This is a genomic window from Reyranella sp., from assembly GCF_044224635.1.
Classification (GTDB): Bacteria; Pseudomonadota; Alphaproteobacteria; order Reyranellales; family Reyranellaceae; genus Reyranella.
In genome coordinates this window covers 184,724-200,423 of the sequence record NZ_JBGAKA010000005.1, presented here as the reverse complement: position 1 = coordinate 200,423, position 15,700 = coordinate 184,724, and the positions used below count along the sequence as shown (strand labels likewise).

Annotated in this window: 14 protein-coding genes; 11 read left to right on the top strand and 3 right to left on the bottom strand. The window is 66.0% G+C overall.

Annotated features, from left to right (window positions below):
* Positions 1 to 17: 17 nt before the first annotated feature.
* Positions 18 to 389 carry a heat shock protein HspQ gene (gene hspQ / locus ACILR9_RS07180; protein WP_395709225.1) on the bottom strand — a complete coding sequence of 124 codons (372 nt, stop codon included), beginning with the start codon at positions 387 to 389 and terminating at the stop codon, positions 18 to 20.
* Between the two features lie 236 nt (positions 390 to 625).
* Here hspQ and ACILR9_RS07175 point away from each other — a divergent pair, with 236 nt between their 5' ends.
* The 5 genes from ACILR9_RS07175 (at position 626) to ACILR9_RS07155 (ending at position 5,694) form a co-directional block, all read left to right on the top strand.
* Complete coding sequence (locus ACILR9_RS07175) at positions 626 to 1,474, top strand: MBL fold metallo-hydrolase (RefSeq protein ID WP_395709224.1); 849 nt, start codon at positions 626 to 628, stop codon at positions 1,472 to 1,474.
* A 22-nt stretch (positions 1,475 to 1,496) separates the two neighbouring features.
* On the top strand, positions 1,497 to 2,339 hold the full coding sequence (locus ACILR9_RS07170; RefSeq protein ID WP_395709223.1) for a class I SAM-dependent methyltransferase: 843 nt from the start codon (positions 1,497 to 1,499) through the stop codon (positions 2,337 to 2,339).
* Positions 2,327 to 3,682: an adenylate/guanylate cyclase domain-containing protein gene (locus ACILR9_RS07165; RefSeq protein ID WP_395709222.1), complete on the top strand. Its 1,356-nt coding sequence runs from the start codon at positions 2,327 to 2,329 to the stop codon at positions 3,680 to 3,682. The genes ACILR9_RS07170 and ACILR9_RS07165 overlap by 13 nt, the downstream gene beginning before the upstream one ends.
* A gap of 157 nt (positions 3,683 to 3,839) precedes the next feature.
* Positions 3,840 to 4,574 carry a Tim44/TimA family putative adaptor protein gene (locus ACILR9_RS07160; RefSeq protein WP_395709221.1) on the top strand — a complete coding sequence of 245 codons (735 nt, stop codon included), beginning with the start codon at positions 3,840 to 3,842 and terminating at the stop codon, positions 4,572 to 4,574.
* A 16-nt stretch (positions 4,575 to 4,590) separates the two neighbouring features.
* Entirely contained in the window at positions 4,591 to 5,694 is a 1,104-nt protein-coding gene (locus ACILR9_RS07155) for a murein transglycosylase A (protein ID WP_395709220.1), read from the top strand.
* Here the strand turns inward: ACILR9_RS07155 and ACILR9_RS07150 are convergent.
* Positions 5,691 to 6,644, bottom strand: a complete 954-nt coding sequence (locus ACILR9_RS07150) for a 2OG-Fe(II) oxygenase (RefSeq protein WP_395709219.1) — start codon at positions 6,642 to 6,644, stop codon at positions 5,691 to 5,693. The two genes, ACILR9_RS07155 and ACILR9_RS07150, sit on opposite strands and share 4 nt — an antisense overlap.
* A 275-nt stretch (positions 6,645 to 6,919) precedes the next feature.
* Between ACILR9_RS07150 and ACILR9_RS07145 the strand changes: the two genes are divergently transcribed.
* The 4 genes from ACILR9_RS07145 to ACILR9_RS07130 are packed head-to-tail and all read left to right on the top strand — an operon-like array spanning position 6,920 to position 10,582.
* The gene (locus tag ACILR9_RS07145; protein ID WP_395709218.1) at positions 6,920 to 7,717 is read left to right on the top strand and encodes a (Fe-S)-binding protein; all 798 of its coding nucleotides are present in this window, start codon (positions 6,920 to 6,922) and stop codon (positions 7,715 to 7,717) included.
* A complete protein-coding gene (locus ACILR9_RS07140; RefSeq protein WP_395709217.1) occupies positions 7,717 to 9,135 on the top strand; it encodes a LutB/LldF family L-lactate oxidation iron-sulfur protein in 1,419 nt (472 codons plus the stop codon). The genes ACILR9_RS07145 and ACILR9_RS07140 overlap by 1 nt, the downstream gene beginning before the upstream one ends.
* Positions 9,132 to 9,821, top strand: coding sequence for a lactate utilization protein C (locus ACILR9_RS07135; protein WP_395709216.1), 690 nt, complete (start codon positions 9,132 to 9,134; stop codon positions 9,819 to 9,821). The genes ACILR9_RS07140 and ACILR9_RS07135 overlap by 4 nt, the downstream gene beginning before the upstream one ends.
* A complete protein-coding gene (locus ACILR9_RS07130) occupies positions 9,818 to 10,582 on the top strand; it encodes a class I SAM-dependent methyltransferase (RefSeq protein ID WP_395709215.1) in 765 nt (254 codons plus the stop codon). Before ACILR9_RS07135 ends, ACILR9_RS07130 begins: the two co-directional genes overlap by 4 nt.
* 87 nt (positions 10,583 to 10,669) lie before the next feature.
* On the opposite strand, the gene ACILR9_RS07125 is transcribed toward ACILR9_RS07130, so the two are convergent.
* Positions 10,670 to 11,947, bottom strand: a complete 1,278-nt coding sequence (locus ACILR9_RS07125; protein WP_395709214.1) for a porin — start codon at positions 11,945 to 11,947, stop codon at positions 10,670 to 10,672.
* Between the two features lie 591 nt (positions 11,948 to 12,538).
* Here ACILR9_RS07125 and ACILR9_RS07120 point away from each other — a divergent pair.
* Both ACILR9_RS07120 and leuS read left to right on the top strand, forming a co-directional pair.
* A complete protein-coding gene (locus ACILR9_RS07120) occupies positions 12,539 to 12,967 on the top strand; it encodes a DUF3576 domain-containing protein (protein ID WP_395709213.1) in 429 nt (142 codons plus the stop codon).
* 121 nt (positions 12,968 to 13,088) lie between these two features.
* Positions 13,089 to 15,695 carry a leucine--tRNA ligase gene (leuS, locus tag ACILR9_RS07115; protein WP_395709212.1) on the top strand — a complete coding sequence of 869 codons (2,607 nt, stop codon included), beginning with the start codon at positions 13,089 to 13,091 and terminating at the stop codon, positions 15,693 to 15,695.
* Positions 15,696 to 15,700 lie beyond the last annotated feature (5 nt).

Here is a 15,700-nt window from a genome sequence, read left to right as displayed (position 1 = left end):
GCGCGCTTCCGGCATGCTCAATGCAGCGCGCGATCGCGCGAGACGTAATGTCCGCGCTTCAGCTCCTTGAAGAAGTGCGGCACCTGCGGATGCGACACCGGCTTGCCGGTCTCGTCGGGCAGCAGATTCTGTTCCGAAACGTAGGCCACGTAAGTGTTCTGCGCATTCTCCGCCAGCAGGTGATAGAATGGTTGGTCGCGCCGCGGCCGGACCTCCTCGGGAATCGAGGCGAGCCATTCCTCGGTATTCGAGAATACCGGATCGACGTCGAAGATGACGCCCCGGAACGGGTAAACGCGATGCTTCACCACTTGGCCGATGGCGAATTTTGCCCGGCGCATCGGCGGGGGGACGATCGCTGCCCGGGCGGCTGGGTTTTCGATTTCCATGATGCAAGTATTGCTCCGAATGGATCGGCAAAGCAACGCGCCTGGGTTTGCGACGCCGCACGCGGCGGTAAACTTGTTCGTGAAGGCCTTGGCCAGGAAGACCTGGCGCAGGGAACGCCTGGCAAGAAGACGGCCAAGACGATTGGCCGGCCCGTGACTGCAATATTCGTCGGTCGGGCTCGGTTGACGCGAGCGGCCCTCCCGTGGACTCTGTGGCGGGAAGGGAGACTGAACGCTTGGCGGGTGGCCTGAAAGTTCGCTTCTGGGGCGTACGGGGTTCGATCTCCTGTGCCGGAGCCGAGTATGTCCGCTATGGCGGCAACACCTCCTGCCTGGAAGTCACGGCAGGCGGCAGGCGGTTGATTTTCGACGCGGGAACCGGCATCCGAACGTTGGGCCTCGAGCTTGCCCGCGAGGGGCCGCTCGATCTCGACATTTATTTCACGCATACCCATCTCGACCACATCTCGGGCCTGACCTTCTTTGCGCCGCTGTTCGAGAATCGCAATTCGGTGCGCATGTGGGCCGGCCATCTCGTGGCGCCCTACACACTGAAGAAAGTCGTGAGCAACCTGATGCAGGCGCCGCTTTACCCCGTGTCGCTCGATGTTTTTCAGGCGCGCGTGGAGTTCAAGGAATTCCAGGCCGGCCAGCCGCTGAGCTGCGGGGAAGTGACGATGCACACCACGCCACTCAACCACCCCAACGGCGCGACCGGCTATCGGGTCGCCTTCGGCGGCAAATCGATCTGCTACATCACCGACACCGAGCATCGCGGGCACGGGCCGGACCGCACGATCGTCGAGCTGTGTCGCAGCGCCGATGTTATGATTTACGATTCGAGCTATACCGACGCCGAATATGAGAGCTATCGCGGCTGGGGCCATTCGACGTGGCAGGAAGGCGTGCGGATCGCCGACGCCGCCGGAGTCGGCACCCTCGCCATCTTTCACCACGACCCCAGCCACGACGATGCCTTCATGGACGGCGTGGCGCGCGAGGCGGCGCTCGCCCGGCCCGGCAGGACGCCCAACGGCCTGCCGCGCGTTCTCGTTGCTCATGAAGGGTTGACGCTCAGTCCCTAGGTCCTGCCCATGAGTCGCTATCATGACCGCCTCGTCTAGCTTGCGTGGCCGCTGGCGACGGCTCAAGCTCGGCCTGCCCACGGTGCTCGGCCTGAAGCCGCGCGGGTGGTTCATCCCGCATCGCTATGCGCCGCTGCTGCCGCCGCCTGGTGCACAGCCGCCATACCCGGCGGTCGAGTCGATTTTCGAGCAGAACGCCGAATCGTTCCGCGCGGTGCTCGACGCGGTCGACGCGAATGCCGCGGCGCTGGAAGCCAAGAAGACCCTGTTCGAGCAGTCGTGGTTCCCCTCGCTCGACGGTGCCGTCGCCTACACCCTGGTCCGCGAGCGCAAGCCCCGGCGCATCATCGAGGTCGGCTCCGGCCACTCGACCCGCGTGCTGGCGCGTGCGCACGGCGGGATGGGCGAGATCGTCGCCATCGATCCCGCACCGCGCGCCGACATCGCCGACCTGCCGGGCGTGCGCATCGTGGCCTCGACCCTGCAGGCAGCGCCGCTCAGCCTGTTCGACGACCTCAAGCCGGGCGACCTGCTGTTCATCGACTCGAGCCATATCCTGATGCCCGGCAGCGATGTCGACATTCTGCTCAACCGGGTCCTTCCCATCCTGCCGGCCGGTGCGCTGGTGCACATTCACGATGTCTTCCTGCCCTTCGACTATCCGCCGATCTGGGGCTGGCGCGCCTACAACGAGCAACAGGGCATCGCGCCGCTGCTGGTGAGCGGCGCCTACCGCCCCTTGTTCTCGAGCGCCTGGGTGGAGCGCCGGCTGGCCGATCGATTGGCGCGCTCGGTCGTGCCGCGCCTGCCGCGGCTGCCTGATGCCATCTCGGCCAGCCTGTGGCTGGAAAAATGTCGATCCTGATCCGCTTGCGAAATTGGCTGTTCGAGGGCGGCGGCTTCGAAGCGCTGCCAGACCGGGTGCGCGAGACGATCCGACGACAACAGGAGCGCAGCGAGATCCTGATCGGCTGGGCCCAGCTCGCGCTGATTGCCCTGCTGGCCACCGCCTACGAGACCACCTCGATGCCAGTGGGCGTCGTGCAGGAGGATTACTCGTTCGAATCGGAAGTGTTCGCGCTCTATGCGGTGTTCGCGGCGGTTCGCCTGGGATTGGCCTATCTGCGCCGCCTGCCGGAGTGGCTGCTCTACGTCTCCGTGGTCGTCGATGTCGGCCTGTTCATGGCGCTAATCTATTCCTTCCACTACACATTCGCGCAGCCGGCCGTGTTCTATCTCAAGGCGCCGACGCTGATCTTCATCTTCCTGTTCATCGCCTTGCGCGCGCTCCGCTTCGAGGCGCGCTTCGTCATCTTCACCGGGGTTGCGGCGGCCGCGGGATGGATCGCGCTGGTCCTCTACGCCCTGGGCGGCCGCGGCGGCCCTCCCAACGTCACCGACGATTTCGTCGAGTACATGAATTCGAATGCCCTGTTGTTCCATGCCGAGATCAGCAAGGTCCTGGCCATTCTGCTGACCACCACGGTGTTGGCGATTGCCATCGCCCGCGCCCGCAATCTGCTGGTGCGCTCGGTCGCGGAGGGCGCGGCAGCGCGCGACCTGTCGCGCTTCTTCGATCCCGGCGTCGCCAGCCGCATTCGCAGTGCCGCGATGTCGATCAAGGCCGGCGAGGGCGAGATGCGCGACGTCGCCATCCTGACCGTCGACCTGCGCGGTTTCACGCGCCTGTCGACGGAATTGCCGCCCGGCGACGTCATGAAGGTGCTGCAGGACTATCAGGGGCGGGTTTGCCCGCTGATCGCCCGCCATGGGGGCAGCATCGACAAGTTCCTCGGCGACGGCATCCTGGCGTCGTTCGGCGCCGTGGCGCCGTCGACAACCGCTGCGGCCGACGCCTTGCGAGCGGCAGATGCGGTGCTCGAGGTTGCCGATCGGTGGGCCGCCGAACGCAATTCCGCCGACCTGGCGCCCCTGTCGATCGGGCTCGCAGTGGCATCGGGCCGCGTCGTGTTCGGTGCGGTGGGCGACGGCGAGCGTCTCGAATTCACCGTGATAGGCGACGCCGTGAATTTCGCCGCCAAGCTCGAAAAGCACAACAAGGATGAAAAGACCCGGGCCGTGACCAATGCCGCGACCTACGTGTTGGCCGAGCAGCAGGGCTACATCCCGCCCCGAACACGCGAGCGCCGGCTGGGTCGAGCGGTCGCCGGTGTCGCCGAGCCGGTCGATGTCGTGGTTCTGGCCTGATTTGTCCGGTACGGCGTGGACACCTCTCATTCTCCTCCCCAGCGAAGCTGGGGAGGAGAATGAGAGCGGGCGCACCGGTCGGGTTGCCTTGCCCTTTCCCCATTCGCAGCCTATGTATTTTGCAAGCGAGTCGAGAACGGGTTGGCGGAGCGCCATCGTGGGCAACAACTACGACATAATCCTCATCGGACTGGTCGCCGTATTTCTGATCCTGCGGCTGCGTTCCGTGCTCGGCAAGCGCACCGGCAACGAACGCCCGCCGGCGCGCGATCCGTTCACGCCTCCGGCGCCGCCAACAGCGTCGCCGCGGGTCGGCGACGCGCCGCCGCAGGCTGGCCAGTCCGGCAATGACAATGTCGTGCCGCTGCCCTCGGCCAACGCGTCGCGCCCCTCCGCCTCTGCCACCGGCCCAGGCGGCATCCGCGCCACGGTGCTGCCGACGGCCGCGACCGGCGTCGCCGCGATCCGCGCGGCCGATCCGACCTTCGAGCCGATGGGTTTCTGCGCCGGCGCACGGTCGGCCTTTACGACCATCGTCGAAGCCTTTGCCAAGGGCGATATCGGCGCCCTGCGTCCTCTGCTGGATGGGCCGACCTATGCCAGCTTCGAGGCGGCCATTCGCGGTCGTACCGAGCGGCAGGAGAAGGCCGAGACCACCCTGATCGGTTTCGAGGCCTCCGATATCGCCGCCGCCGCTATGCAGGGCAGCAATGCCCTGGTCACCGTCCGCTTCGTCAGCGAGCAGATCAATGTCGTGCGCAACGTCGAGGGCCAGATTATCGACGGCAATCCCAACGAGGTGCAGAAGGTCGTGGATCTCTGGACGTTCCGCCGCGACACGACGTCGACCGATCCCAACTGGGTGCTGACCAAGACCGAAAGCGAAGGCTGACGAGGGCTCTGCGATCATGCGCTGGATCGTCCCGCCCAGCGGGGCAGCCTGTCTGGCCGCTGCGGGCCTTCTGGCGGCCTGCGCGGGCGGCATGGGCGGAGCGAGCGAGCGGCGTGTGGCGATGGCGCCGGTTTCCTTCAACGAAGTGAGCGGGTGGGCAAGCGACAAGCACGGTGAGGCTCTCGTGGCCTTCCAGCGCTCCTGCCCCAAGCTCACGAGCGGACCCGAGACCAGGATCGCGACTGACGGCGGCACCAAGAGCATTGCGCCAGCCGAATGGGCGCGCATCTGCGATGCCGCCAACGTCGTGAGAGCGGGCGATGACCGGGCTGCGCGACTCTTCTTCGAGAGCAATTTTCGGCCGCTGACTGTGCAGGCGCCGGGCAAGTTCACCGGCTATTTTGAGCCCGAGATGCGCGGCAGCCGCGCGCCGTCGCGCCTCTTCACGGTGCCCGTCTACCGCCGGCCGCCCGATCTCACCGACAAGCCCTACTACACGCGCGCGGAAATCGAGCAGGGTGCCCTCAAGGGTAAGGGGCTGGAGATTGCCTGGGTGCAGGATCCGGTCGCCCTGTTCGAGGTCCAGGTCCAAGGCAGCGGGCGCGTGCAGCTCGCCGAGGGCGGCACGCTCACGCTCGGCTTCGACGGCTCGAACAACCGGCCCTACACGACGATCGGCAACGTGCTGATCGAGATGGGCGTCATGCAAAAGGGTAGCGCGACCTGGCCGGCGATCCGCGAGTGGCTGACGCGCAACCCGCAGCAGGCGCGCGACGTGATGCGCAAGAACGAGCGCTACATCTTCTTCAAGGATACCAAGACCGCGAGCGTGGCCGGCGCCGAAGGCGTGCCGCTGACGGCGCAGCGCAGCCTCGCCGTCGACACGACGCTGACGCCCTACGGCACGCCGATCTGGATCGATACCGTGCGGCCGGTGGCGAAGAAGCCCGGCGCGACCGAGCCCTATCGCCGCCTGACCATCGCCCAGGACACCGGCGCCGCGATCGTCGGGCCAGCCCGCGGTGATGTGTTCTTCGGCAGCGGCCCCCAGGCTGCCGACTGGGCCGGCCGCATGAACAGCGACGGGCGGGCGGTCGTTCTCGTCCCCAACAAGAACTAGGAAGGCTGACGGATTACCGAGGGTCCGCTGGCCGACAGGAAGGTGAACACGCCGAACCGGCGGCCGCGCGTCACCGGCGTGACCTCGTGCACCATGGCCGTGGAGAATACCAAGGCGCCACCGGCGACCGGCGCGTAGAGCTCGCGGCCAAACTCCGGAAAGCGCAGCAGGCCGCCATCATACTCGTCGGTGCTGTTCAGGTTGAGGCTGAGCGCGAACTGGCGATGGGCGGTGGCGCTGCTGGTGTTGTCCTTGTGGCGGCGGAACCAACCGCCGGATTCGGAGCCGTAGCAGCCGATCAGTGGCGCTTCCATGACGTTGATGCGCGCATGATAGACCTGCTCCATCACCGGCACGACACGGCGCATCACGCAATCGCGCAGCTGGACGAACAGCAGCGGGTCGCTCACCTGGACGTCCTGGCGGCGCTTGATGTCGGCATTGACGACGTTGCCGTAATCAGACGCCACCTGGTTGGCGAGCTTGCTGCTGCGCTGCCAATAATCCATCAGCGTCTTGCAGAAGGCCGGTTCGGCCACGCGCTCGAGCAGCAGCACGGGCGCCTTGGCCTGCACCAGGACTGGCGCACTGGCGGCATAGAGCTCGGCGGCGCGCACCACGATCGCTTCCGACGACGGCGCCGGCAGCAGCGCCGCCACGCGCCCGGCGGGATCGACAAGAACGACGAGCGGCCCAGTCGCACCAAAGGCCTGGCCAAGCTCCCCGGCCTGGTCGAGCACCCACGACGGATAGTCAGCCGACGCCGGCGGCTCAGAGGTCAACACGACATGCAACAGCATCTCGCTCGCCGCCAGCTCTTCCGACAGCTGCATCGCCGTGTCCGGATCGGGCGGCGTGCCGAGCCAATAGGCGCGCGCCATGCCGGACGTCAGCTGGTCCCACGAGTCGAACAGGCCTCCGGACGCCGACGGCAGGGTGATTCGCGGCATCACGTCGCCGACGCCAATGGACGCGCGGGCTGATGGTTTCGCCGAAGGTCGATTGGTCGTTGGCACCCGAGAAGGCCCTTCCGTTGGCATCAGAGCGACACTGACTGGATATCGTATCCATCAAACGCCTGACTTGACGGAGGTCAAACGTCGGGCCGCACCCCGCAACGCCGTCCGTCGGCGATCATCCTAACACTTCGCATCGCCGGTTCTGAGATCAATTCTCAACAATGGCCCCATTGCAGGAGTTTTGAGCCGCTGCCAATGTGCCCGTCGTGTCCAAGCCGCTGTCCAGCTCGGGTCCGCCGCCCCGCCGCGTCGCGTTGTTCGTCACCTGCCTCGTCGACCTGTTCCGCCCCTCGGTGGGCTTTGCCGCCGTGAAGCTCCTCGAGGAAGCGGGTTGCTCGGTCGAGGTACCGCCGCTTCAGGTCTGCTGCGGCCAGCCGGCCTACAATTCCGGCGATCGCGCCACGACGCGCAGCATCGCCCGACAGGTCATCGACGCCTTCGAAGGCTACGACGCCGTGGTCGCGCCGTCCGGTTCGTGCGGCGGCATGCTCAGCCACCATTACCCGGGACTGTTCGACGACGACCCGGCCATGAAGGCGCGCGCCGAGCGCCTGGCCGAACGCAGCCACGAGCTGATCTCGTTCCTGGTCGACGTCCTGGGGGTCACCCGGGTCGCGGCGCGCTACGACGGCGTCGCGACCTACCATGATTCATGCTCGGGCCTGCGCGAGCTCGGCGTGAAGGGCCAGCCCCGCCGCCTGCTCGGCTCGGTGTCGGGCCTGCGGCTCAGCGAGATGGAATCGCCGGAAGTCTGCTGCGGCTTCGGCGGCACCTTCTGCGTGAAATATCCGGACATTTCCAACGCCATGGTCAGCGAGAAGACCGCCGACATTGCCGCCTCCGGAGCCGATACCCTGCTCGCCGGCGACCTCGGCTGCCTGATGAACATGGCGGGCAAGCTGCAGCGCGATGGCAGCGCGGTGCGCGTGCGCCACGTCGCCGAGGTGCTGGCCGACATGGGCGACAGCGCTCCGATCGGCGAGGCCGGCTGGAACCCGCGCTGATGCACTCCACCGCGCACGACTTCAAGGACAATGTCGGCACAGCCCTGGCCGATCCGAACCTGCAGGATTCACTCGGCAAGCTGAAGGTCGGGTTCTCCGAGCGCCGTCGTCAGGCGGCCGAGCGCCTGCCCGAGTTCGAGGTCCTGCGTGATCGCGCGCGCGACATCAAGAACCACGCGCTGGCCAATCTCGATTTCTACCTCGAGGAGTTCGAGCGCAAGGTGACGGCGCTGGGCGGCCACGTCCATTGGGCGCCCACCGCCGAGGATGCACGGCGCATCATCGGCGAGCTTTGCCGCAGCGTCGGCGCCAGGACCGTTGCCAAGTCGAAGTCGATGGTGGCTGAGGAGATCGCGCTCAACGAGCATCTCGAGGAGATGGGCATCGCGCCGATCGAGACCGATCTCGGCGAATACATCATCCAGCTGCGCGACGAGCCGCCCAGCCACATCATCGCGCCCGCCGTCCATCTCACCAAGGACCAGGTCGCCGACACCTTCCTAGAGCACCATCGCAAGCTCGGCTTCACCAAGCGGCTCAGCGAGCGCGCCGATCTGGTGGCCGAGGCGCGCTACGTGCTGCGCCAGAAGTTTCTCGACGCCGACGTCGGGCTGACCGGCGCCAACTTCCTGGTCGCCGAGACCGGATCGTCGATGCTGGTCACCAACGAAGGCAACGCCGATCTCTCCAATACCTTGCCGAAGATGCACATCGTGCTGGCAAGCATCGAGAAGGTGATCCCGACCCTCGAGGACGCAGCGGTCCTGTTGCGCGTCCTGGCACGCTCGGCGACGGGGCAGGAATCGTCATCCTATACGACGCTCAACACCGGACCGAAGCGGGAAGGCGATCTCGACGGCCCCGAGGAGTATCACGTCGTCATCCTCGATAACGGCCGCTCCTCGGTGCTGGGCACCGAGATGGAGGACATGCTGCGCTGCATCCGCTGCGGCGCCTGCATGAACCATTGCCCGGTCTATGGCGCGATCGGCGGCCATGCCTACGGCTGGGTCTATCCGGGCCCGATCGGCGCGGTACTGACGCCGCAGCTGGTGGGCCTCGAGGAAGCGAGCAACCTGCCCAACGCCTCGACCTTCTGCGGTCGGTGCGAGAGCGTCTGCCCGGTTCGCATCCCCCTGCCCGGGTTGATGCGCCACTGGCGCGAGCGCGAATTCGAACGCCATCTCACCCCCAAGGCCGTGCGCCAAGGCCTCGCCCTGTGGGGTTTCTTGGCGCGCCGGCCGCGCCTGTACCGCCGACTGACGTCGCTGGCCAATCGGGTGCTCGGCTTGTTCGGCCGCGTCGACGGCCGTTACCGCAGCCTGCCGCTGGCCGGCGGCTGGACGCGCTTTCGCGACTTCCCGGCGCCCGAACCCGGCGGCACGTTTCATGTGCAATGGCAGCGGCGGCGGCCATGAACCGGAGCGACAACGGTACGGCGCGGATGCAGATTCTGAACGGCATTCGCCGCGCGCTGCGCCGCGACGCGTTGTCGGGCGCGGGCCGGGAGGAGGCCGAGGCACGCCTGGCTCAGCCGCCGCGCGGTCCCGCGGTTGCGCGCGCCGCCCTGCCGCAAGCCGAGAAGGTCGCGTTGTTCTGCCAGTGGGCAGAGGCGAACAACGCAACTGTTGCGCGAGTTGGCGTGAACCAGGTGCCGGCCGAGGTCGTCGGCTATCTGGCCCGCAACAACCTGCCCGCTGAAGCCGTCATGGCGCCCGGTGCCGCCCTCGATCGCTTCGACTGGGGCAGCCAGAAGATGCTGTCCCTGCACAAGGGCCGTGCGGAAGGCACCGATCATATATCGATCACCGGCGCCTTTGCCGGCATCGCCGAGACCGGCACGCTGGTGATGACCTCCGGGCCGGATCATCCGGTTACCCTAAATCTGCTGCCCCCCACGCACGTCGTCGTTCTGCGCGAGAGCGACATCGTCGGCGGCTACGAGGACGTGTGGACCCGACTGCGCGCACGGTATGGCAAGGATCGCATGCCACGCACCGTCAACACGATCACCGGACCGTCGCGCACCGGCGATATCGAGCAGACCATCGAGCTCGGCGCGCATGGGCCACGTCGCATGCACGTCCTGGTCGTGCGCGAATGAGCGCGGCCGGCGACGCCCCGCCTGCCCAATCGCGGGGAGAGCTGCGCGTCGTCGGCACCAGCGTCACCCGCGAGGTCGAACGGCTGCTCGACCAGACTGCCGACGCGTGCGGCAAGCGGGCACCGCGCATCCTTCAGGTCGGATCGCGCACCGTCGCGTCGGATCGCAACGAACGCAACTGGCGCGCCCTCGTTGCAAAGCGCTTCGGCAACCATGCCCGCTTCGTCGGTATCGACCTCCAGGGAGGGTCGAACGTCGACTGCGTGCTCGACATCTGTGGCACCCTCAGGACACTGCTCGGCAAGCTCGGGGACGAGCCCTTTGACCTCGTGATCTGCTGCCATGTGCTCGAGCATACGCGGCACCCTGGCAAGGCGGCGCGCAACATCGAACAGATCCTGAAGCCCGGCGGCCTGGCTTACATCGCCACGCCCTGGTCGCAAGCCTTCCACGCTGCTCCTGACGACTACTGGCGCTTCTCGGTGCGTGGCCTGATGCTGATGTTCGCGCGCTTGGACATCGTGTCGTCATTCTACAGCGGCGGCGATGTCGGCCTCGATGTCGCCTACCGCGTGGTCCGTGACGGCAAACCCGATCTCGAGCCGCAGGCCGCCGGGGTCGAGCAGGGGTTGTTTCAGCTCGTGCTCGACCATGAAGACAATCGCGCCGTGCTGGCGCGCCAGGCGACCGAGCGGTTGCCGGTGTCGCGTACCTACCTGCCCACCCTGTTCGTCAATATCGTCGGGCGACGGAATACCTGAACGAAGCGCGCAGGGCTCAGGAGCCTAGGCCCGAACGAAAAGAGCGGGCTTTCGCCCGCTCTTCCCGTTGATGGATTCGATCTACGACTAGAAGCGCAGGTCCATGCCGAGCTGGATGACCCACGAATTGCCACTGACGAGGTTTGTGGGGCCCGATGCAGTGTACAGCTGGGCACCGCCGACAAGCTTGATTCCGGGCCCGAGCGCGTAATTGACGCCGATTTCCCACTTGTTGACGGTTTCCGATCCGAACAGCAGCGAGGTGGCGGGATTGCCGTTGAACGCAGTGCTGTTGACACCGGGAATACCGCCGGCCCCCGCGATATTGAGCGTCTGAGCGTTGGTGCCCGGAGCAATCGCGGTCACGCTGGCGGAGCCGTTGCCGTTGGTATTGTAGAAGCCGGCCCACATGAACGACATCTGCCACGGACCGGTCTCGTACATGATGCCGGCGGTGTAGAACCGGGTGTCGTTGTCGATCCCGGTGAAGTAGTTCGAGCCGAGGCCGTTGTTGTCCCAGCCGATCGCGCCGCCAACGGTGAAGCCGGCATAGCCGAACTGCGCGCCGAAGACCCACTGCTTCCATGCCGCGTAGTTGGCACCCGTCACCATGTTGGCCGAGGCGCCGAACGGCATGTAGCCGGGAACGAAGCTGGCATAGGCGAACGCGCCGTAGAGCGCGACGGTCAGATCGCCGAACTTGTTCAGGTAGTTGGCGCCGATATCGATCGCATCCTGGTACGAGTAGTCTGCGGTCGGACAGTTGTTCGGGTTGGCCGCCTGCTGATAGCCGCAGACACCCGCCTGACCGGCCGGGCCGGTGGCCATGCCTTGTCCCGCACCGATACCACCGTTCATCTTGGGCGCATAACCGACACCGATCTGCAGACCCTGGAAGCGCGGCGTGAAGTAGTTGATACGGTTGACGTCCTGCCACGTCGGCGTGATCGTCGTCGCCATCGTACGGGCATACGCCTTGTTGTTCGCGATGACGGACGAGTTGGCCCAGTTGTGGTTGTGCTGGATGGCGCCCCAACCGATCAGGGCCGATGGCGTGCCGTAGTACATACGATAAGTGGCCGCATCGCGCGCGCCCAACTCGACACGGCCCCAGTCGCCGAAGGCGTACAGGAACGCTTCGTCGATCTGCAGCGCCGCGCCGGTCGCGCCCGTGCTCGGATTCCACGCTTCGAGCTCGACGGTCAGACCGACCGACGTGCCGTTGTCCAGCTTGGTCTGACCGAGGAAGTGGATTTCACCTTCCTGAATGAACGCGAAGCCCTTGTAGGCCGTCACGCTGCCGTTGAAGGCGTAGGTCGAATCGACGCCACCCGCCATGGCGTAGAAGGTATAATAACCTCCCAAGCCCATCTCGAGCCGAGTAGAAGCTTTTTCATCATTCTCCCTCTCTCATTGATCAGAGACTGGTACGTACCACAAGGCCTGTCCGACCGGCGGAAGTGGGAGCCCGAGAGACCCGGCGACACACGGCCCCGCCAATACGGCCGCCATATAGAACCATTGGGGCCCCTCGGGGGTCAAGGAATCGACGCGCCAGCGCTCGATTCTGCCCTCACCTGTGGCGTCTTTGTCACAATTCGGGAGAGCTGCGCGAGTAGCTTTTCTTCGATAAATCCTAGACAAGCCAAAGGCTAGCCCTACTTGTTGGTTTTTCCATAAAATGCACAGATCTCAGTGAATTGCCTGAAAGGACTAACATTGAACGCTCCACCGGGAGTCACTTGCAGCGATAGCATCGTCCCTTTATGGTCCGGCCCGCCGCAGTGTTATCGTGGCCATGAAAGGACGCCAACGATGCCGCGCTCGTCGCACCGCGCAAAAATCCTTGCAGTCGGACTGAGTTTGATCGCCGCTGGCCTTGCTGGCTGTGGCGGCAACCCCAACGCCGTGAAAGAGACCAAGAGCGGACCCTCGAACGACCGTAACTCGCGGGACATGGTCCAGGGCCTCGGCGGCCAGAATCGCGAGCAGGGAAGCCTGTTCGGGCCGGGTGGCCTGTTCGGCAGCAAGGCCGAGAAGCAGATCGATAGTGGAACAGGCGTGGCTGTGAACGCCTACCTGTGGCGGGCCTCGCTCGACACCATCAATTTCATTCCCCTGGTCTCGGCCGATCCGTTCGGCGGCGTGATCATCACCGACTGGTACACGCCGGCTGAAACACCCAACGAGCGCATGAAGGTCCAGGTCACTATCCTCGACCGGGATCTCAGGGCTGATGGCGTGCGGGTGGCGGTGTTCAAGCAGACGACGTCGCCGCGCGGCGGCAACTGGGTCGACGCCCAGGTCGATCCGCGCACCAACATCGACATCGAGAACGCCATCCTCACCCGCGCACGCCAGCTCCGCATCGCCGGCGGTTCCTGATCGGGCCGGCCTGATCGGGTCAAGTCGGGCTGATCCTCGGCTGCGAGCGCCATCGCAACGCTTGACGACTGCGGCCGCAGCGGGCATCCGCTGCGGCCGCAGTCTTTTTCGGGGTCCTTCCGTGTCGTCGACGCCAGCCCGCTACAATTTCCGCGAGACCGAAGCCAAATGGCAGAAGGTTTGGGACGATCGCCAGACTTTCCGCGCCGAGATGGATCGCGCCCGGCCCAAATACTACGTCCTCGAGATGTTCCCCTATCCGTCGGGGCGCATTCACATGGGCCACGTCCGCAACTACACCCAGGGAGACGTGGTGGCGCGCTACAAGCGGGCGCGAGGCTTCAACGTGCTGCATCCAATGGGCTGGGATGCGTTCGGCCTGCCGGCCGAGAACGCCGCGATGGAGAAGAAAATCCACCCGCGCAAATGGACCTACGAGAACATCGCGACCATGAAGGCGCAGCTGAAGTCGATGGGATTGTCGCTCGACTGGAGCCGCGAGCTGGCGACCTGCGATCCGGCCTACTACCGCCACCAGCAGAAGATGTTCCTCGACTTCTGGAAGGCAGGCCTCGCCTATCGCCGCGAGGCCTGGGTCAACTGGGATCCGGTCGACAACACCGTGCTCGCCAACGAGCAGGTCATCGAAGGCAAGGGCTGGCGTACCGGCGCGCCGGTCGAGCGTCGCAAGCTCACCCAGTGGAACCTCAAGATCACGACCTTCGCCGACGAGCTGCTCGAGCGGCTGGATACGCTCGACCGCTGGCCCGAGAAGGTGCGCCTGATGCAGGCCAACTGGATCGGCAAGAGCCGCGGCGCGCGCGTCTTCTGGCAGCTCGCCGATGCCTCCGGCGCCGCCTCTTCCGGACAGGATTGGGGCCAGCTCGAGATCTTCACCACGCGGCCGGACACGCTGTATGGCGCGTCGTTCATGGCGTTGTCGGCCGAGCACCCGCTGGTCGCCGAGCTGGCCGAGCGCGATCCGGCCCTGCAGCACTTCGTCGCCGAATGCCGCAAGACCGGAACGGCAGCGGCCGAGCTCGAGACAGCCGAGAAGATGGGTTTCCGGTTGCCATTGCTCGCCAAGCATCCGCTGATACCCAGCAGGACCGTTCCGGTCTATGCCGCCAACTTCGTTCTGATGGAGTACGGCACGGGCGCCATCTTCGGCTGCCCGGGCCACGACGAGCGCGACCACGAGTTCGCCACCAAGTATGGCCTGCCGATCATCCCCGTCGTCATGCCGCGGGATGGCGATGCCGCGAGCTTCAGCGTCGCCAAGGCGGCATTCGTCGAGGATGGCGTGATCATCAATTCCGATTTCCTCGACGGTCTGCCGGTCGAGGAAGCGAAGGCCGCCGTGATCGCACGCCTGGAGGAGATGGGCGTCGGTCGCGGCACCGTCCAGTACAGGCTGCGCGACTGGCTGGTGTCGCGCCAACGCTATTGGGGATGCCCGATCCCGGCGATCCATTGCGAGAGTTGCGGCGTCGTGCCGGTGCCGGAAAAGGACCTGCCGGTCGAGCTGCCGGAGGACGTCACCTTCGACCGCCCGGGCAATCCGCTCGACCACCATCCGACCTGGAAGCACGTCGCCTGCCCATCGTGCGGCAAGCCGGCGCGGCGCGAGACCGACACGTTCGACACGTTCATCGATTCGAGCTGGTACTTCGACCGCTTCACCTCGCCCCGCTTGGCGAGCGCGCCGTTCGACCGCGAGGAGAACCACTACTGGATGCCGGTCGATCAATATATCGGCGGCGTCGAGCATGCGATCCTGCATCTGCTCTACTCGCGCTTTTGGACACGCGCCATGCGCGAGGTCCAGATGACCAGTCGCGACGAGCCATTCGACGGCCTGTTCACCCAGGGCATGGTTTGCCACGAGACCTATCGCGCCGCCGACGGCTCCTGGCTTTTGCCGGAGGAGGTCGAGCGCACCACGGGCGGTGCCGTCGTGCGCCTCTCCGACAAGACCCCCGTCCAGGTCGGCCGCTCGGAAAAAATGTCCAAGTCGAAGAAGAACGTGGTCGATCCGGACCAGATCATTCACGACTACGGAGCGGATACGGCGCGCTGGTTCATGCTCTCGGACTCGCCGCCGGAGCGCGATCTGGAATGGACGGAGGCCGGGGTCACCGGCGCCTGGCGTTTCCAGCAGCGGCTGTTCCGCATCGCTTCGACGGCGCTCAGCGACCTGCCGGCGGTCGGCACGCCGAGGCCTGCCCAGTTCACGAGTGCGGCAACCGATCTCCGGCGCGCCGCGCACAAGGCGGTTGCCGGCGTCTCGACCGACATCGAAGCCTTCCATTTCAACAAGGCCGTCGCCCGGCTCTACGAGCTCGCCAACACGATCGACGGCTTCGCGCCGGCCGACGAGAGCAGCCGCTGGGCGCGCCGCGAGGCGCTCGAGATCTTCGTGCGCCTGGCTGGGCCGATGACGCCGCATCTCGCCGAGGAGTTGTGGCAGGCGCTCGGCCACACGGCGCTGCTTGCTGATTCGCCTTGGCCGGCGGCCGAGGATGCCCTGCTGGTCGACGACACCGTGACGATCGCGCTGCAGGTCAACGGCAAGCTGCGCGGCACGATCCAGATGCCGAAGGACTCCTCGAAGGAGGCGAACACCTCAGCCGCCCTGGCCCACGCCGACGTCCAGAAAGCGATGGCGGGCAAGCCGCAGAAGAGGGTGGTGGTCGTTCCCAATCGTCTGGTGAACGTGGTTGTGTGAGCACG